16 protein-coding genes are annotated in these 18,070 nt (G+C 69.5%); 6 read left to right on the top strand and 10 right to left on the bottom strand.

Going from position 1 to position 18,070, the window contains the following annotated elements; genetic code table 11:
- Nucleotides 1-43: 43 nt before the first annotated feature.
- From AC1U89_RS04230 to AC1U89_RS04245, 4 genes are all read right to left on the bottom strand, one after another.
- Nucleotides 44-412: a response regulator gene (locus AC1U89_RS04230; protein WP_479898469.1), complete on the bottom strand. Its 369-nt coding sequence runs from the start codon at nt 410-412 to the stop codon at nt 44-46.
- Nucleotides 413-415: 3 nt separating this feature from the next.
- Nucleotides 416-2,026: a sensor histidine kinase gene (locus AC1U89_RS04235; RefSeq protein WP_479898471.1), complete on the bottom strand. Its 1,611-nt coding sequence runs from the start codon at nt 2,024-2,026 to the stop codon at nt 416-418.
- 164 nt (nt 2,027-2,190) lie between these two features.
- Nucleotides 2,191-3,474, bottom strand: coding sequence for an HlyC/CorC family transporter (locus AC1U89_RS04240; protein WP_479898653.1), 1,284 nt, complete (start codon nt 3,472-3,474; stop codon nt 2,191-2,193).
- Between the two features lie 47 nt (nt 3,475-3,521).
- A complete protein-coding gene (locus AC1U89_RS04245) occupies nt 3,522-4,469 on the bottom strand; it encodes an alpha/beta fold hydrolase (RefSeq protein ID WP_479898473.1) in 948 nt (315 codons plus the stop codon).
- A 162-nt stretch (nt 4,470-4,631) separates the two neighbouring features.
- Here AC1U89_RS04245 and AC1U89_RS04250 point away from each other — a divergent pair, with 162 nt between their 5' ends.
- A complete protein-coding gene (locus tag AC1U89_RS04250; protein ID WP_479898475.1) occupies nt 4,632-5,465 on the top strand; it encodes a helix-turn-helix domain-containing protein in 834 nt (277 codons plus the stop codon).
- Between the two features lie 13 nt (nt 5,466-5,478).
- Here the strand turns inward: AC1U89_RS04250 and AC1U89_RS04255 are convergent, their stop codons facing one another.
- Together AC1U89_RS04255 and AC1U89_RS04260 are read right to left on the bottom strand one after the other, a co-directional pair.
- Nucleotides 5,479-5,994, bottom strand: a complete 516-nt coding sequence (locus AC1U89_RS04255; protein ID WP_479898477.1) for a cupin domain-containing protein — start codon at nt 5,992-5,994, stop codon at nt 5,479-5,481.
- A 336-nt stretch (nt 5,995-6,330) separates the two neighbouring features.
- Nucleotides 6,331-7,311 carry a VOC family protein gene (locus AC1U89_RS04260; RefSeq protein WP_479898479.1) on the bottom strand — a complete coding sequence of 327 codons (981 nt, stop codon included), beginning with the start codon at nt 7,309-7,311 and terminating at the stop codon, nt 6,331-6,333.
- Between the two features lie 511 nt (nt 7,312-7,822).
- On the opposite strand from AC1U89_RS04260, the gene AC1U89_RS04265 reads away from it, so the two are divergent.
- Nucleotides 7,823-10,750 carry a TonB-dependent receptor gene (locus AC1U89_RS04265; protein WP_479898481.1) on the top strand — a complete coding sequence of 976 codons (2,928 nt, stop codon included), beginning with the start codon at nt 7,823-7,825 and terminating at the stop codon, nt 10,748-10,750.
- 282 nt (nt 10,751-11,032) lie between these two features.
- Nucleotides 11,033-12,103: a sterol desaturase family protein gene (locus tag AC1U89_RS04270; RefSeq protein WP_479898483.1), complete on the top strand. Its 1,071-nt coding sequence runs from the start codon at nt 11,033-11,035 to the stop codon at nt 12,101-12,103.
- Between the two features lie 69 nt (nt 12,104-12,172).
- On the opposite strand, the gene aroB is transcribed toward AC1U89_RS04270, so the two are convergent.
- Both aroB and AC1U89_RS04280 read right to left on the bottom strand, forming a co-directional pair.
- Nucleotides 12,173-13,282: a 3-dehydroquinate synthase gene (aroB, locus tag AC1U89_RS04275; RefSeq protein ID WP_479898485.1), complete on the bottom strand. Its 1,110-nt coding sequence runs from the start codon at nt 13,280-13,282 to the stop codon at nt 12,173-12,175.
- Complete coding sequence (locus AC1U89_RS04280; protein ID WP_479898486.1) at nt 13,279-13,890, bottom strand: shikimate kinase; 612 nt, start codon at nt 13,888-13,890, stop codon at nt 13,279-13,281. The genes aroB and AC1U89_RS04280 overlap by 4 nt, the downstream gene beginning before the upstream one ends.
- A gap of 122 nt (nt 13,891-14,012) precedes the next feature.
- Between AC1U89_RS04280 and AC1U89_RS04285 the strand changes: the two genes are divergently transcribed.
- The 3 genes from AC1U89_RS04285 to AC1U89_RS04295 all read left to right on the top strand — a co-directional run bounded on the left by AC1U89_RS04285 (nt 14,013) and on the right by AC1U89_RS04295 (nt 16,749).
- Nucleotides 14,013-15,467 carry a hypothetical protein gene (locus AC1U89_RS04285; protein ID WP_479898488.1) on the top strand — a complete coding sequence of 485 codons (1,455 nt, stop codon included), beginning with the start codon at nt 14,013-14,015 and terminating at the stop codon, nt 15,465-15,467.
- Nucleotides 15,464-16,378: a site-specific tyrosine recombinase XerD gene (locus tag AC1U89_RS04290; RefSeq protein ID WP_479898490.1), complete on the top strand. Its 915-nt coding sequence runs from the start codon at nt 15,464-15,466 to the stop codon at nt 16,376-16,378. The genes AC1U89_RS04285 and AC1U89_RS04290 overlap by 4 nt, the downstream gene beginning before the upstream one ends.
- A 149-nt stretch (nt 16,379-16,527) precedes the next feature.
- On the top strand, nt 16,528-16,749 hold the full coding sequence (locus AC1U89_RS04295; RefSeq protein WP_479898492.1) for an alkylphosphonate utilization protein: 222 nt from the start codon (nt 16,528-16,530) through the stop codon (nt 16,747-16,749).
- On the opposite strand, the gene AC1U89_RS04300 is transcribed toward AC1U89_RS04295, so the two are convergent.
- Nucleotides 16,746-17,399 (bottom strand): dihydrofolate reductase family protein, encoded by a 654-nt coding sequence (locus AC1U89_RS04300; protein WP_479898493.1) that lies wholly within the window; start codon nt 17,397-17,399, stop codon nt 16,746-16,748. The two genes, AC1U89_RS04295 and AC1U89_RS04300, sit on opposite strands and share 4 nt — an antisense overlap.
- 41 nt (nt 17,400-17,440) lie before the next feature.
- Nucleotides 17,441-17,935, bottom strand: a complete 495-nt coding sequence (locus AC1U89_RS04305) for a VOC family protein (RefSeq protein WP_479898494.1) — start codon at nt 17,933-17,935, stop codon at nt 17,441-17,443.
- Nucleotides 17,936-18,070 lie beyond the last annotated feature (135 nt).

An 18,070-nucleotide genomic window follows, 5' to 3' on the forward strand; every position in this document is an offset into this window, starting at 1 on the left:
GCCGCTCTTTTTCTTTGTCCGATCGGGTCCGGTCGGAGGGGCGTCAGGCCACCTGGGCGGCCAGGCCTTCCAGCACCTTGCGCAGGTCGGCTTCGCGGAACGGCTTCTGCAGCACGGTCGCGCCCTTGTGGCCCTCCGACAGGCCGGCCTCGCCGTAGCCGCTGGCGAAGGCGAACGGCACGCCGCGCTCCTTCAGGGCGTCGGCGACCGGGAAGATGGGGCGTCCGCCCAGATTGACGTCCAGCAGGGCCGCGTCGATGTCGGCGGAGCCGGCCAGGCGCAGCGCCTCTTCCAGCTCGGCCGCGGGACCGACCACGACGCAACCCAGGTCGCTGAGCATGTCCTCCACCAACATGGAGACCAAGGCTTCGTCTTCGACCACCAGGACCTTGAGGGCGGCGAGGGTCTTCATTGTTCAGGGCTCCAAAGCACGGATCGGCAACCTCATGGTGCAGGCGAGGCCGAGGCTATCATAGGCTAGGCTGACCTGTGCGGACAGTTCGCCCGCCAGGCCCTTTTCGAGAAGGCGCACGCCGAAGCCGTGGCGCGTCGGCGCGACCACCGGCGGGCCGCCCCGCTCGGTCCAGGTCAGGCGCAGGGACGGGGTCCCGTCGGTTTCGTCGGGCTCCAGCGCCCAGACCACCCGCACGTCGCCGCCGGGGACCGACAGGGCGCCGTATTTCAGCGCGTTGGTCGCCAGTTCGTGCACGGCCATGCCCAGGGCCACCGTGGCCTTGGGGCTGAGCTGCAGGTCGCGGTCATAGTCGAAGCCGATGCGATCGCGGGCCGCGAAGGCCTCCAGCTCGAAATCGAAGATCTCGCGCAGGCTGGCGCCTTCCCAGTTCTGCTCGGTCAGCAGGTCGTGGGTGTGCGACAGGGCCATGATCCGGCCCTCGAAGGCGTCGCGGAAGGCCTCGGGCGTCTCGGTGGTGCGCAGGGTCTGGCTGGCGATCGACTGCACCGAGACCAGGGTGTTCTTCACCCGGTGGTTCAGCTCGTTGACCAGAAGCTTCTGGCGCTCCTCGGCGCGCTTGCGCTCGGTGACGTCCAGCGACACCCCGGCCATGCGCCGGGCGCCGCCGTGGTCGGCGGTCTGGGCGGCGCGGCCGCGGGCATGCACCCAACGGGTCTCGCCGCCCGGGGCGCGCACCCGGTACTCGATGTCGTATTCGGCGCCGTGCCGGATGGCGTCCTCGATGGCGGCGGTCATCCGGTCGCGGTCGCCGGGATGCACCGAGGCCACCAGGTCGGCGAAGGTGAAGTCCTCGTCGGGCCGGCGGCCGTAATTGGCCTTGCAGATGTCCGAGGCCAGGTAGGCGCGGGTCTCGACGTCCAGCTCCCACGAGCCCAGCCGGCCGGAATCCAGGGCGAACTTCAGGCGCTCCTCGGCGTCGCGGCGCTGGGCCAGCTCGGCGTGGGCGGCCTCGCGGGCGCGCACCGAGTCGATGGCCACCGCCGCCTGGGCGGCCAGGCCGACCAGCAGGCTCTCGGCCCGCGCGCCGAAGCGGCCGACCTGGGGATGGCCGAAGAACAGTCCGCCCAGCACCGCGCCCTCGCGGGTGATCACCGGCACGGCCAGATAGCTGCGCACCGGCAGGTGACCCTCGGGCATGCCCCGGCGCGGCGTGTTGCGGCCATAGCGCGGGTCCTGGGTGATGTCGTCCGACCGCACCACGCCCTCGCCGTTGAAGGTGGGGGCGAAGACGGCCGTGTTGCGCGGCATCGGGAAGTTTTCGAAGGCCGAGCGCGGCGCGCCCGACAGGCTGTAGAGGGTGTAGCTTTCGCCGTCCGGGGCCACGATGTTGTAGAAGAACGCCCCGAACTGGGCGCCCGTCAGCTCGACTCCGCCGTCGACCACCGTCTGGACCAGGGTCTCGGCGTCGTGGCCGGCTCCGATGGCCTCGGCGATGCGGTTGAGGGCCCGCGACCGGCGCACCTCTTCGGCCAGGGCCTCCTCGGCGGCGCCGAGGCGCGCCAGAAGACCCTCGAACTCGTCCTCTTCGGCGCGGCCTATCGCCCTTGCCAAGCCCTTGATCCCCCTGCGCCCATTCGCGGGCGTGCTCACCAACGCGCTGTTACGGTGATGGTTCCAAGCCTGCGCCATCCTGCGCCCAGTGGTTGAGCCTTGGAAGCGTCATCGAGCGAAATCCGCGAAAATCAAGCGGTTGCGTCGGGTTTCCGACGCAGCATCTAGCGCGCCCCCTCGTCCAGGCGGCCGCTGATCCGCAGGCCGGTGACCTGGTTGCGCTGGCGGCGCAACACCTGGAAGCGGTGGTGGTGGAAGATGAAGATCTGGCCGGGCTCGGGAATGGTCTGGGCCTCGTGGATCACCAGGCCGGCGATGGTCACCGCGTCGCCTTCCGGCAGGCGCCAGTCCATGGCTCGGTTCAGGTCGCGCACGGTGACATGGCCGTCGACATGGACCGAGCCGTCGGGCTGGGGCCGCAGGCCCTCGACCTTGGCGTCGTGCTCGTCCTCGATCTCGCCGACGATCTCCTCGAGGATGTCCTCCAGGGTCACCAGGCCCTGCAGGGCGCCGTACTCGTCGACCACCAGGGCGAAGTGGCTGCGCCGCTTGAGGAAGGCGTTCAGCTGATCCTTCAGGTTGGTGGTGTCGGGGATGAACCACGGCTCGCGCTGGATGGCCGCCACGTCGATGTCGTCGATCGCCCCGTTGGCGGCGGCCAGGGCCCGCAGCAGGTCGCGGGCATGCAGCACGCCGACGATGTTGTCGGGGTTCTCGCGATAGAGCGGGATGCGGGTGTGCTGGGCCTCCAGGGCCTCGGCCACCAGCTCGCGGATCGGCAGGTCGGCGTCGATCAGGGTGATCGACTTGCGGTGGACCATGATCTCCGAGACGTCCATGTCCGACAGGTCCAGCACCCCGCCCAGCATCCGCCGGTCGCCGCTCTCCACGCCGCCTTCGGAATGGTGGTACTCGACCGCGCCGCGGATCTCCTCGTGGGCGGCCAGCACGTCCACCGCCATGTCCAGCTTGACGCCGAACAGCCGCAGGGTGCGCCGCACGATCCACTGGATGGCGTAGATGATCGGGCCGAACAGGCGGACCACCAGCAGGGTGGGGGCCGACAGGAAGCGGGCCACGTCGTCGGACTTCAGGATGGCCAGGGTCTTGGGCAGCACCTCGGCGAACACCAGGACCAGCACGGTCATCGCCCCGGTCGCCGCCGCCACGCCCCACGGACCGGGGATGGCGGCCGTCAGCACCTGTGTAGTCAGGGCCGAGGCCAGGATGTTGATCAGGTTGTTGCCCAGCAGCACCGCCCCGATCATCGTCTCCTGGTCCGCCAGCAGGGTGTTGACCCGCTTGGCCGGCCGGTCGCCCTCGCGTTCCAGCTGGTGCATGCGAGCGCGCGAGGCGGCGGTCAGCGAGGTCTCGGCGGCCGAGAACAGCGCCGAGATGGCCAGCAGGACGATGATGATCGGCGCGAGGCCGAGGATGGCGGTCAGGATCATGGATCCTTCTTACGCCACGTCCCGGCAATGCGGGAGGTGGGGCGTCAGACGCCCCAGAGCTTGCGGGCCTCCTCGGCGATCAGGTCGGGACGCTCCTCGGGGAAGAACAGGTTGGCGTCCTCGACGAAGCGCACGCCGCGCGACTTCGGGAAGGCGTGGTCCAGCCAGGTCGCCCATTCGTCGCCGAACAGTTCGTTGTTGCGCGCCCAGACCATCCGCACCGGCTTGTCGAAGCGGCGCAGGGCCGGCGCGGCGGCGGGCAGGGGGTTGGGCAGCATGGCGATGGCGTAGCCCTGGCCCTGGCGGCGGCGTTTGTCCGGTCCCGTCAGCGGCCGCAGATAGGTGTCGACGATGTCCTGGGTCAGCACCTGGTCGGGATGGCTGTAACCGCGTCCTATGCCGTCGTGCGAGCGGACGAAGGCGTTGTCGGCCAGCTGCCTGTCGAACCAGCCGACCAGTTGGTCGTTCCGCGCCGCCTCGATCGCGCCCATGAACGGGGCGGGCGGGCTGTTGGTGTCGACGTCGCCGTTGGTCAGCAGCAGCGACCGCACGCGCTCCGGATGGCCGGCCGCGATCAGCTGGGCCACGCCCGTGGCGCTGTCGTTGGAGACGAGGTCGGCCTCGCGCAGGTCCAGCTTGTCCATCACCGCCACCACCATCGCCGCCTGGGCCGCGGGCGACAGATCGGCGTCCGCCGCCACGTCGCTGTAGCCCAGGCCCATCAGGTCGACGGCGATGCAGCGCCGATGGCCCTCCAGTCGGGCCATGGCGCCGCGCCACTGGAAGCCGTTCAGCGGATAGCCGTGCAGGAAGATCGCCGCCGGCCCCGAGCCGCGCTCGACATAGGCGATCCGGCCGACGTCCAGGTCGACGAAGCGCCGGGCGGCGTGGAACTGGGCGGGGGTCCATTCCGACGGCGAGGCCGTCTTCGCCCAGGCCGAGCTGGTCGCCACGACGGCCAGTCCGCCCGCCAGAAGTTCACGTCTCAGCATTCCAACGCCTCGCGCCCGACATTGCAGATGAAGGCGATGTAAGGAGATCGCCTCGGCCTTCTCAACTACGCTGCAAATCATGGCGTCATGACCTTGGAGGTCATGGGCCGGACCACCACCTGCTCGCCAAGCCTTCGCTTCTCCTCGCTTGATAGGGTCAGAATGAGCGTTTCGTCCGCCGCGTCGCGCACCCCGGCCGCCGCCGCCCAGCCGCCGATCGGCCGGCTCCTGCGCGAATGGCGGGCGGCGCTGCGGTTCAGCCAGATGGACCTGGCGATGGAGGCGGGCGTCTCGACCCGGCACCTCAGCTGCATCGAAACCGGCAAGGCCCAGGCCAGCCGCGAGGTCCTGACCCGCCTGGCCGACGCCCTGGCCATGCCGCTGCGCGAGCGCAACGCCCTGCTGACCGCCGCCGGCTACGCCCCGAAATATCCCGAGACCACGCTCGACACGCCCGAGCTGGAGAGGATGCAGAAGGCCATCGACCTGATCCTGGCCAAGCAGGAGCCGTACCCCGCCTTCGTGATCAACCGGCACTTCGACGTGCTGCAGGTCAACAAGGCCACCGCGCGCATCGACCAGCTGACCATGGGCCGCCAGAGCCGGCACAAGAACCTGCTGCACCAGGTGTTCGACCCCGACGACTTCCGCCCGGTGATCGTCAACTGGCAGGAGGTGGCCGAGGGCTTCATCGGCCATCTGCACCACGAGATCGCGGCCTCGCCCACCGACCCGCGCCCCCAGCAGCTGCTGGACGAGGTGCTGCGCTATCCCGAGGTGCCCACCCGCTGGCGCTTCCGCGACGTCGACAAGGCCCCGTCGCCGATCCAGACCATGCGGTTCCGCAGCCCTCTGGGCGAGCTGCGGTTCTTCGAGACCATCACCACCTTCGCCCTGCCGCGCGACGTGACCTTGGACGAGATGCGCATCGAATGCGCCTTTCCGGCGGACGACCACACCGCGGCGGTGTGCGAAGCGCTGGCGGAGGGGGCGTAGGGCGCGGGGGCGGCTATTTGGCCTGGGGCAGCTTGATCCCCAGCAGGACCAGTCGCTCGCCGGTGATCCCGAACCAGTGGGGCACGCCGGCGGGCACCAGGATGACGTCGCCGGGGCCCAGCGTCCGTGTCGCGCCGCCCTCGATCCGGCTCCCCTCGATCAGATTGGGGTTGGTGGTCTTTTGATCGGCCATGGTCCCGCCCGACACCAGCGTGCCGGCGCCGTCCAGCACGATCGCGTATTCGGCTTCGGCGGGGTGGACGGCGGGGCGGCCGGGCGTCTTCCAGATCTCGATCGCCGCCACCGTGGCGCCGTCGCGGACCAGCGGCCGCCACATGAACCCCTGGTCGGGCTTCATCGCCGCCAGCATGTCGCGGACCTGGGCCTGGACATCCGCGCCGCTCGCGAAAGCGGTCGGGTCGGCGGCTTGAGCAGGGCTCGTCTGAGCGGAGGCGGCGACGACGCCTGACGAGACGGCCAGCAGCCATGCCGTCGCGCAGATCGTGAAGGCCTTGGCCATCGTCTTCATCGCGGATCTCCCCTGGGCGCGAACCGTCGCCGCCGACGCTAGCCGCCTTTGGGCCGCCGGGCCACCTCGGTCACCAAACCCCTCTCTAAGAGAGAGGGAGGGGCCCATGGCGAAGCCATGGGAGGGTGAGTGGTTACACTCTCACCGAATGAAACGCGGTCGTTCGGTGGGCCTTCGGTTGATCGTCGGATCCCCGACGGCAGGCGTGGTGCACTTTCTCCGGCGCCTCTGAATGCGAGGCGGACGTCTCGGGGTTTGCCGGCGGGCGGTGAAACCACTCACCCTCCCACCGCCTGTCGGCGGCGGGCCCCTCCCTCTCTCAAAGAGAGAGGGGTTCTAACAAGGCCCCTTGCCCGTCTCCGCGTGGAACTCGATCAGCATGCCCAGGTCCCCTCGCGTCGGGGCCAGGAACGAGGCTCCCGATAGGCCCTGATACCCCGCCAGGGTCGTCTCATACCCCCGCTCGACCCGGCGCTTGGCCGCGTCCAGGTCGGCGACGCCCAGGCTGACGGCCAGCACCTGCGGACCGCCTTCGCGCAGGGCGTCGGCGGCGACGCCCGGGCCGTCCGGCTCCAGGGCCAGCAGGGCGTTCGGCCCGACCGCCACGCAGTAGCCCTTGGCCCCGACCTGGGGGACCCGCACGGGGACGGCGCCGCTCACGCCCAGCTTTTCCAGGCTCGCCTTGTCGGCCGCCGCGTCGGCCGACAGCAGCCAGAAGGCCGACAGCGACCGTGCCCCGTTCGGATGCTGGCGGGCGGTCTTGTCGTCGGCGACGCTGGCCGGGTCGGACTTCGGCGCGGCGTAGTCGATCAGGAACAGGTTGCTGGACAGCACCGGCCGCTCGAAGGCGAACAGCCGCCAGCGTGGCGGCTTGCCCGGGCCCTGGCCGTCGGGGTCGTTGGCGCCGGCGGTGAAGATCGGCGTCACCGGCAGGCCCTGGGCCTTCATCGCGGCCTGGACCTGGTCCAGCGCGGCCGAGTGCAGGCCGAACGTCCGCGATCCGGCCCCGCCGTGCAACGAGGCCTGGTCGGCCTGCATGCCGGGGTCCATCTCGGCGTCGGGCCGGGTGATGCCCAAGAGCTCCATATAGCCTTGGTCAGCCAGGCGGATGTAGCGGTTGGCGACGCCGCCGGGATTGCGTCCGGGCCGCACCTGGAAGCCCAGCTTCACCGCCAGCACGGCCGAGACCTGGTCGATGTCGCGACCCCACAGCAGCACGTGGTCCAGCTTGTCGGACGGAGCGGGCATGGCGGCCTGGGCGGGAAGCGCGAGGCCCAGCGAAAGGGCGAGGGCGGCGAGGGCGGGAAGAGGACGCAAGGCGGAGGGCTCCGTGAGCTTGAGCGGGCGGCGCAAGCTGGCACGCCGCCGTCAGCGGAACCATGACCCCGGAGGTCATGGGTTCAGGCGGTGGAAGGTCAGGACCGAACTGTGCGATCAGCGCCGGAAGTGGCCTGGCCATTTTCGGCCGATCCTTGACGGTGGCCGCGAAGCGTCACCGAAACTCGACAATTGGCTGACCTTTCAACCTGTATTCATTGGAAAATTCAGAGACCATTGTCATGTGACCGCTAAAAAGGCCAGAGGACTATCTTGCAAGTGGCCTGGCCACTTGATAAGGTCATCGCCGATCGACGCATGAGCCGTAAGAGCTCGCGCCAAGTCGAAGGGGGAAACATGGAACGGGTGCTCGCTCGCAAACCGACGTCCGCAGCGTCACGCGAGAAGACCACGACGCCCGCGATCCCATCCCCTGTCGTCGATCCTGCCGAAACGCCGTCCGCCTTCGCGCGTCGGCGTCAACGACATGATCAAGACAGTGGGGAACCCAATGAAGAAGACGATCCTGCTGGCCACCACGGCGCTGTCCGTGGGGCTGGCCTTGCCGGCCATGGCGCAGACCGCGCCGCCCGCCCAGACTCCGCCCGCCCAGACTCCGCCCGCTAGCGACGACAAGACCAAGGCCGACATCGACACCGTCGAAACCGTCGTCGTCACCGGCTTCCGGTCCAGCCTCGAGAAGGCGCTGACCCTGAAGCGCAGCGCCATCGCGGTGCGCGACTCGATCGTCGCCGAGGATATCGGCAAGTTCCCGGAGCTGAACGTCGCCGAGGCGCTGCAGCGCATCCCGGGCGTCTATCTGACCCGCGACGGCGCCAGCAACGAAGGCAGCCGGATCAGCATCCGGGGCCTGGGCTCGCAATATTCGGTGACCACCCTGAACGGCGCGCCGATCCACGCCACCTCGTCGGGCAACATCGGCGGGGCCGGCCGCGACTTCAATTTCGACGTCTTCGCGTCGGAGCTGTTCGGCCGCGTGGACTTCTACAAGACGCCGCTGGCCGAACTGGAGGAGGGCGGCATCGGCGGGGTCATCGACCTGCAGACCCCCAAGCCGTTCGACAAGCCCGGCCTGGTGGTCCGCTACGCCGGCCTGGCGACCTACAACACCAACGCCGAGAAGTTCAATCCGCGGGTCACGGCGCTGGTGAGCGACACGTTCGGGGACTTCGGCCTGCTGATCAGCTACGCCCACTCCGAGAACCTGAACCGGCGCCAGGGCTTTCAGTCGACCGGCAGCTGGAACACGCCGGCCCACGGCTCGGGCCAGATTCCCGGCCCCTCGCCGTTCGTCGTTTACCTGGACTACGCCGACCCGCGCGCCAATCTCGGCGGACTGACCCAGGCCCAGGTGCAGAACGCCTTCCTGCCGCGCTTCGCCCGCGCCTACGCCATGGAGAACACCCGCAAGCGCGACGGGGTGACCGCCTCGCTGCAGTACCAGCCCAACKACAAGCTGGACGTCAGCCTCGACACCCTGTTCTCACACCTGACCGACACCCGCGACGAGAACACCTTCGGCCTGGCCATCCGCAACTCGCGGACCACCAACGTCAACGCCCCGCCCGGCGCGCCCGGTCACAACGGCTTCGTGCCGATCAACATCTTCATCGACGCCAACAACAACCTGCAGGGCACGTTCGGCAACACCTCGTATTTCAACGAGAACTACTTCTACGACGCCGACACCAAGTTCATGAACTACGGCCTGAACGCCAAGTACCAGCTGACCGAGGACCTCCGGCTGACCGGCCAGGTCACCTCCAGCAAGAGCAAGTCGGTCTACAACGCCAACCGCGTCGTCGAGAACCTGTACGGCGTCACCACCACCCTGGATTCGTCCAAGGACCCGGTGTTCCCGCAGATCACCTCGAACGCCAGCTTCACCGACCCGACGGCCTACAAGGACCCGTCCCTGCAGTACGCCTACAGCCAGGAAACCGACTGGGAGAAGACCGCCAAGCTGGTGGCCGACTACAAGTACCGGCTGCTGGGCGTGGATGGCCACCTGAAGGCCGGCGCCAGCTATGTCGAGACGACCAAGCAGATCCTCAAGCAGAACGGCACGTCGATCGGCGCGACCCAGCTGCTGTCGAACGGCCTGACCTTCAACACCATGAACGTGGCCTCGTACATGCGGCCCTATCTGGGCTTCAAGGGCTACACCTCGGGCGAGAACCCGCTGTTCCCGAAGGGCTGGGCGACGTTCTCGCGCGACTTCATGGACCTGCTCGACCCCGGCCGCGCCAACCGCTCGGCGCCGATCGACTACGCCAACAGCTTCAAGACCGAGGAGGCGATCACCAGCGTCTTCGTCCAGTCGGACTTCAGCGGCCAGGTCCTGGACCGCGAACTGCGCGTCAACGCCGGCGTGCGCCATTCCAAGACCGAGACGACGATCAACAACTACACCCAGCAGGTGGTGAAGGATTCGGCGGGCAACATCGTCTACAACAGCCCCGGCGTGCCCAAGACCGCCTATGTGCCCCACCTCAAGGAGGGCAGCTACAGCAACACCATGCCGTCGATCAGCGCGGCCTACGACCTTCGCCCCGACCTGGTCTGGCGGGCGTCCTACGGCAAGGCCATCACCCGGGCCAGCCTGGGGATCATCGCCGCCAACACCGTCATCCCCAACATCTTCAACCCGGTCGCCACCTCGGGGAACCCCGACCTGCTGCCGCAGACGGCCGATCAGTACGACACCGACGTGGAATGGTACTTCGCCACGGGCGGCATCCTGACCGTCGGCGTCTTCAAGAAGGTGCTCAAGGACACCACCACGGCCCAGACCACCACCGTGCCGTTCAGCTCGCTGGGCCTGGACGACAGCGCCTTGGGCCCGACGTTCCAGGATCCGGTGACCCACAAGGTCGACCCGAACCTGCCGATCCAGCTCAGCACCTTCTACAACGCCGGGCGCATCGAGCTGAAAGGCTTCGAGGTGGCCTATCAGCAGTCGTTCAACTTCCTGCCGGCCCCGTTCGACGGCCTGGGGGCCCTGGCCAGCTACACCCACATCGACAGCCAGGGCAGCAACTGGAAGGCCAATGACGGCACGCTCTACAACGTGTCGACCGTCCCGAAATATTCCTACAACCTGACCGGCTACTACGAGAAAGGACCCTATGCGGTCCGCCTGTCCTACAACTACCGGGACAAGAACATCCTCGAGACCGGCAACAACGGTTCGGACCTGCAGCGCTGGATCATCGGGCGCGGCATCCTGGACGCCTCGTTCAGCTACCAGGTGACCAAGGACATCACGGTGCGGTTCGACGCGCTGAACCTGACCGACGCGATCACATACGAATACTTCGTCGATCCGTCGGGCAAGTACGGCAACGGCCACTCGCGCCGCGACAACGCCCTCTATGACGGCCGCACCCTGATGGTGGGCGTGCGCGGCAGGTTCTAGCCAAAGGACGGCGAGGTCCCTCGGCCTCGCCGTCTCGCCACGCTCGTTCCCCGAGCGCCCTGGCGGGTCTCCGGACCCGCCTTTTTTGCGATATCGGGCGGTCAGGGCGGCTCGGCGCCGCGACGGCGGGCGTCACCCCGGGCCGACAAGGCTTGGCGATGGCGATCCGCCGCCGACGTCGGCCGAAACGCGCAACATGCCCCGCGTCAACCTGTCCTTAGGCCAAATGGCTCAACCTGTCGTGGCATGTAGGCGTCAAGGGCTTGGGGCGGGGCTAGGCGAGTGGATCAGGCAGGGCAAACCCGCGTCGCGAGGGCGTCGGACTCCATCGGCGCGCCGATCCGCAGGGCGCTGCATCCTATCGCCCTGTCGCTTGTCGCCGCCCATCTGGCGTTGCTCCTGCTGGGCTGGTGGGCGCTGAACCACCTGGTTCCCGACATCCTGACCCTGAAGCTGTTCGGGCACGTCCACCGCGTGAGCGAGGTGCATCGGCGCGTGATCGACCGGACGGTCGAGATCAGCCTGCTGCTGCCGTCGATCTTCTTCATCGAATATCTCTGCACCGGCTGGGCCCAGAGCTCGGTGCGCCACCTTCTTGTCGAGCGCACCGCCTCGGGCTGGTCGGACGTGGCCTGCTACCTGTTCCAGATGGCTCCGGTCTGGACCCTGGTCACGGCGATCATGAGCCTTGGCTTCGCCTATGTGTCGGGCGAGGGGCTAAGGCAGGTGCTGGCCCACGCGACCGGGCTCAAGCTCAGCATCGCCGGCGCGCCCCTGGCGTTCCAGGCCGTCGTGCTGTTCCTGCTCTACACCCTGTTCGACTACTGGAGCCATCGGTTGGACCACTCCAGGATATTCTGGCCGCTGCACCGCTTCCATCACAGCGCGGAGTCGTTCTCGGTCCTGACGGCCGCGCGGATTCACCCGGCGATGTTCACCGCCGTGGTCGGCGCCGTCCTGCCGGGCGTCTTTCTGGCCTGCGACCCCGAGGCCCTGGCCTATGTGGGGCTGGCGGTGATCGTGATCCGGTTGCTGGTCCACTCGCGCATCGAGTCCAACTTCGGCTGGGTCGGCCGCTGGATCGTGCAGTCGCCGCTGCATCACCGGCTGCATCACAGCCTCAATCGGATGCCGATCAACCTGGGCCTCCTGCCGATCTGGGACCGMTTGTTCAACACGTGGCGCGACGCGCCGCAGCAGGCCATGCGCATCGGCACGCCCGCGCCCTACCGCCACGGCGCCGGCGTCGTGCTGGACATCTGGCGCGACTATTGCGCGTTCTGGACGGGGTTGAAGGCGATGACGGTCAATCACCTGGCGCGACGCGTCATGTCGCCGTCGGAAGGTCGATAGCCGCCCGAATGGACGACCACGATGTCCGTTGTCGGCGCGGCCGAGGACATCGGCGGTAGCGGAGACGCCCTAGACCGCGCCTTCCTCGATCAGGAACGCCCGCAGCGCCGCGCGGTCCACGTCCTTGGCCACGAAGGCGTCGCCGATGCCGCGCACCAGGATGAAGGTCAGCAGCCCGCCCTCGGCCTTCTTGTCCTGGGCGCTGTGGGCGATCAGGGCGTCGGCGCTGAACGGCTCGGGGCGGATGTCCGACAGCCTGGTCGGCAGGCCGGCGGCCTTGATGGCGGCCTCGGCGCGGACGGCGTCCTGGCTGGAGCACAGGCCCTGGCGCGCCGAGAAGCGGAAGGCCTGGGCCATGCCCAGCCCCACGGCCTCGCCGTGCTTGAGCGCGTCGCCGAAGCCCATCTCGCCCTCGACCGCGTGGCCGAAGGTGTGGCCCAGGTTCAGCAAGGCCCGGCGGCCGGCCTCCTTCTCGTCCTCGGCGACGATCTCGGCCTTCATCTCCACCGAGCGGCCGACGGCGCGGACCAGGGCCGAGGTGTCGCGTTCCAGCACCGCGTGGACGTTGGCCTCCAGCCACTCGAAGAAGGCGAAGTCGCCCAGCAGGCCGTACTTGATGATCTCGGCGTAGCCGCAGGCCAGCTCGCGGGCGGGCAGGGTGGCCAGGATGTCCAGGTCGGCCAGCACCAGGCGCGGCTGGTGGAAGGCGCCGATCAGGTTCTTGCCGCGCGGGGTGTCGATGGCGGTCTTTCCGCCCACGGACGAATCCACCTGGGCCAGCAGGGTGGTGGGGATCTGGATGAAGTCGATGCCGCGCTTGTAGATCGCCGCGGCGAAGCCGGTCAGGTCGCCCACGACGCCGCCGCCGAACGCCACGACCATGTCGCCGCGCTCCAGGTTCAGGGCCAGCAGCTTGTCCGAGAGGTCGGCCAGGCCCTCGAAGCTCTTGGTCTCCTCGCCGGGCGGCACCAGGATCACGTCGGTCGCCACGCCCGCGTGCTCCAGGGCGTTGGCCAGGCGCTCGCCGTGGTGCTCGCCGACGATGGTGTCGGTGACGATGGCCACCCGCTTGCGCTTGAGCAGCGGCGCGATGCGCTTGCCCGCCCGGTCGATCAGGCCCGTGCCGACGACCACGTCATAGGCGCGCGCGCCCAGGCCCACGGGGATGGTGGTGATCACTCGACTTCACTTTCGGACGGTTGCAGGTGGGCCTCCAAATGGCTTTTGAGGGCCTGGATCACGGCCTCGACCGCCACGCCGTGGGCGGTGTCGCCGGTCTCGACCGTCAGGTGGGCCTCGCCATAGGCGGGATAGCGGGCGGCGGCGTGCTCGCGCAGCACCTCCATCGGGTCGCGGTTCTTGAGCAGGGGCCGACCCTCCTTGCGGCCCACGCGACGGGTCAAGAGCTCCAGGTCGGCCTTCAGCCAGACAGCGATCGCCTTGGACTTGATCAGAGCGCGGGTCTCGGCGTTGACGAAGGCCCCGCCGCCGGTGGCCAGCACGTGCGGCGCCTCGTCCAGGAGCCGGGCGATCACCCGCCGCTCGCCGTCGCGGAAGGCCGGCTCGCCCATCTCGGCGAAGATCTCGGGGATCGAGCGGCCGGCGGCGGCCTCGACCTCGTTGTCGGCGTCGCGGAACGGCAGGTCCAGGGCCGCGGCCAGGCGGCGGCCGACGCTGGACTTGCCCACGCCCATCAGCCCCACCAGCACGATCGTCTTGCGGCGCAGGGCGGCCTTGGGGTCGTGACCCGGCGGGTCGGAACGGGAGGGGGCGGGATCGTCGGTCATGGGCCTGCTGGCGGTTTACACGACGGCGAGGCCTCCCGCCAAGGTTTGGACCAAAGCCGCGCCCAGGGTGTTCCGCAGGGCGAAAAGTTTCGCCAACCCCTGTCCTGCGGCATAGTTGAACCATGGCTCCTTCCAAGCGACTCACGACCTGTTCGGCCCTCGCCCCCCTGGCCCTCGGTTTGGCGGCGGCCCTGACCGCGGCCCCGGCCGCCTGGTCCCAGGTGCAGGTCCAGTCCCTGGCCGCGCCGGACCTGTTCTCGGCCTCCGCCGCCGAGACGGGGCTGTCGGCCGACCTCTGGAAGGACGCCTCGCCGGGCGTGGCCCAGGACGCCCTGCCGAAGCTGGCCGCCAAGCCGCTGTCGCCGGCGACCGCCGGCCTGGCGCGGCGGGTGCTGTCCACCGGCGCCAACGCCCCGGCCGGCATGGGCGACGATCCCGAACTGGGCGCGACCCGGGCCCTGGCCCTGATCGCCCTGGGCGAGGCCAAGGGCGCCGACGCCGTGCTGGACCGCGCGCCCGGCGTGGCCGCCAGCGCCCCGCTGTCGATGGCCGCGGCCGAGGCGGCCCTGATGACCGGCGCCGACGAAAAGGCCTGCAGGATCGGCGACGCGCTCACCGCCGACCGGGGCGGGCCCTACTGGCTGCGGCTGCGGGCCTTCTGCCAGGCGATCGGCGATCAGCACGACGCCGCCCAGCTGACCCTCAGCCTGGCCGTCCAGCAGACCAAGGACGCCGACTACGTCCGGCTGATGAACGCCCTCCTGTCGGGCTCGCCGGCCGGGGCGGCCAATCTGCGGAACGGCGTCAACTACGCCCTGTCGCGCAAGCTGGGGCTGGACCTGTCGTCGGCCGCCGCGATCGCCAGCGCCGCGCCCGCCCTGAAGCCGGCCCTCAAGCCGGTCGAGGTCCCGGCCGACCTGACCGCCGCCCAGACCCAGGTCCTGGCCGCCCTGCGCGGCGCCAAGGGCCTGGCCGCCTTCACCGACGCCGCCAAGGTCTCGCAGCCGACGATCGCCGCCCTGGTCGGCGCCGGCGCGCCGCTGGAGGACCCGGTGCTGCTGGCCCGCGCCGCCCTGGCCGCCGGCGACCTGGCCACGGCCCAGGCCCTCCGCGCCAAGCTGACCGGCGACACCGTCCCCGGCGCGACGACCCAGGACCTGGCCCTGCTGGACGCGACCCTGGCCGCGGCCGAGGGCAGGAAGGACGCCCAGGTCCTGGACGGCCTGGTCGAGCGCGGGGTCCAGGGCGGCGCCAAGTCGCCCGCCCAGCCGGCCGCCCTGATCCTGGCCGCGTTCGGCGCGCCGATGGACGCCGAGGCCCGGGCCCGGTTCGCCACCTTCGATCCCGGCAAGCCCGCCGCCACGGCCGGGCGGCTGGCCGTGCTGGACGACGCCGCCACCGCTGGCCGCCAGGGCGAGGCGGCCCTGCTGGCCCTGTCGATCGCCGCCGACGCTGGTCCGTCCGGCCCCGGTCCGGTCGACCGCGCCCGCCTGGTCCGCGCCCTGCTCAAGGCCGGGCTGGAGGCCGACGCCCGCGCCTTCGCCGTGGAGGGGCTGCTGGCGCTGCAGGTGAAATGAGCGCTTCCGCATCCGGATGGATCGACGCCTTCCTCGAGATGATGGCCGTCGAGCGCGCGGCCGCCCGCAACACCCTGACCGCCTACGAGAAGGACCTGGCCGACGCCCGCCTGTTCCTGGCCTCGCGCGGCGACCTGGACGGGGCCACGGCGGAAGGCGTTGAGGCCTATTTCGCCGACCTGGGCGCGCGCGGCCTGTCGCCGGCCACCGCCGCCCGCCGCCGCTCGGCCCTGCGCCAGTTCTACCGTTTCGTGCTGGGCGAGGGCTGGCGCGACGACGACCCCTCGCGTCGGGTCGAGGCCCCCAGGGCCGGCCGGCCCCTGCCCAAGGTGCTGTCGCGCGACGCGGTCGAGCGCCTGATCGCGGCGGCGGCCGCCAAGGACGGCGGCCAGGGCCTGCGCCTGGCCTGCATGATCGAGCTGCTCTACGCCTCGGGCCTGCGGATTTCGGAACTGCTGAACCTGCCCCTTGCGGCCCTGGCCCGCGACCCGGCCTTCCTGATGGTCAAGGGCAAGGGCGGCAAGGAGCGGCTGGCCCCGCTGAACGACGCCGCCCGCACGGCGGTGAAGGCCTATTTGGAGGCAAGGCCGCAATTCCTGCCAAAGGGCGTGAAGGACAGCCCCTGGATGTTCCCCTCGCGCGGCAAGGGCGGAAAGCTGACCGCGCGGCGGGTCTCGCAATTGCTCGAGGACGCCGCCATCGCCGCCGGCCTCGACCGCGAGACCGTCAGCCCCCACGTCCTGCGCCACGCCTTCGCCACCCATCTGCTGGAAGGCGGCGCCGACCTGCGCGTCATCCAGACCCTGCTGGGCCACGCCGACATCGCCACCACCCAGATCTACACCCACGTGGCCGGMGACCACCTGGCCCAGGTGGTGAAGTCCAAGCATCCGCTGGCCAAGAAGGGGTAGGTCGCGGGCGAAGCGGGGGCCACACACTCACGGCCCCGTCGGTTCCAGGATTGGCGAAGCCGTGGGGTGAGTGTGTGTCCCCACCTTCAGGCGCGGCATGACAAGAGGGGCTGCTCCCTGCTAAGCACCCCACCTTTCAGGAGACCCCCATGTCGGACGAAACCCGCGACAGCAACGGCGCGATCCTGGCCGACGGCGACAACGTCACCCTGATCAAGGACCTCAAGGTCAAGGGTTCGGGCGGCGTGACGCTGAAGCGCGGGACCCTGGTCAAGAAGATCCGCCTGACCGGCGACCCCGACGAGATCGAGGCCAATATCGACAAGGTGAAAGGCCTGGTCCTGCGGACCGAGTTCGTGAAGAAGGCCTAGCCGCCCGTCTCGCGCCCGATCACGACGTGCGTCGCCAGCTCCGTGGCGACGGAGTCCGTCACCCGATAGCCGAGGGTGGGCAGGTCCAGGCCTTCGAACAGGGCCTCGCCGCGCCCCAGCAGGACGGGCGAGATCGCCAGGTGCAGCTCGTCGATCAGCCCGGCCCGCAGGTACTGGCGGACGGTCGAGACCCCGCCGCCGATCTTGACGTCGAGGTCTCCGGCCGCCTCGCGGGCGCGTTCAAGCGCGGCGTGGATTCCGTCCGTCACGAAGTGGAAGGTGGTGCCGCCCTCCATGACGAGCGGCTCGCGGGCGTGGCGCGTCAGGATGAAGGTCGGCGCGTGATAGGGCGGATTGTMGCCCCACCAGCCCTTCCAGCCGTCGTCCGGCCATTCCCCGCGACTGGKACCGAACATGTTGCGGCCCAGGATGAAGGCCCCGAAGCCGTCCATCGAGCGGTGGGCGAACGTCTCGTCCACGCCTTCGGAGCCGCCGCCCCGGCCGAACATGGCCTGGAAGGTCTTGGTCCCGAAGAACCAGGAATGGAGCTCGGTCCCGCGCTTGCCCAGCGGATCCTCGAGGCTCTGATCCGGGCCCGCTCCGAACCCATCCAGCGACAGGGAGAACCCCGCGACTCTGACACGACCCACCCTCAGTCTCCTCTATCGATTGAAATCCGCGATCGCCGGCCTCAGGCCGCGGTCTCGCCGTCAAAAGCGGCCTTCAGCCTGGGCATGTCCAGCTTCACCATCTTCATCATGGCGGCGAACATCCGGCCGACGGCCGCCTTGTCGGGGCTGGAATAGAGGTCCATCAGCTGCTGCGGCACGATCTGCCAGGACAGGCCGTACTTGTCCTTCAGCCAGCCGCACTGGCTCTCCTTGCCGCCGTCGGCGGTCAGGGCGTCCCAGTAGCGATCGACCTCGGCCTGGTCGGCGCAGTGGACCATGAACGACACCGCCTCGGTGAAGGTGAAGTGCGGGCCGCCGTTCAGGGCGGTGTAGGCCTGGCCGTCCAGCTCGAAGTCGACGGTCATCACCTTGCCGGGCGGTCCCGCCGGGGGCTGGGAGTCGCTGGGATAGCGGGCGATATTCTTGATCTTCGAGTTGGGGAACAGCGAGACGTAGAAGTTCGCGGCTTCTTCGGCCTGGGTGTCGAACCACAGGAACGGGGTGATCTTCTGCACGGGCTTGGCCTCCGTTGAACGGTTGTCGAGCGAAGGACGATCAAGGCGCGCCGGTTCCGACATCGGCCCGCGCTTTTCGACGAACAGCCGGCCTCACGCGGCCGCCAGCAGGCCGGCGCCCTTGTGGTCGGGATC

The sequence above is a fragment of the Caulobacter sp. 05T431 genome (assembly GCF_056665975.1).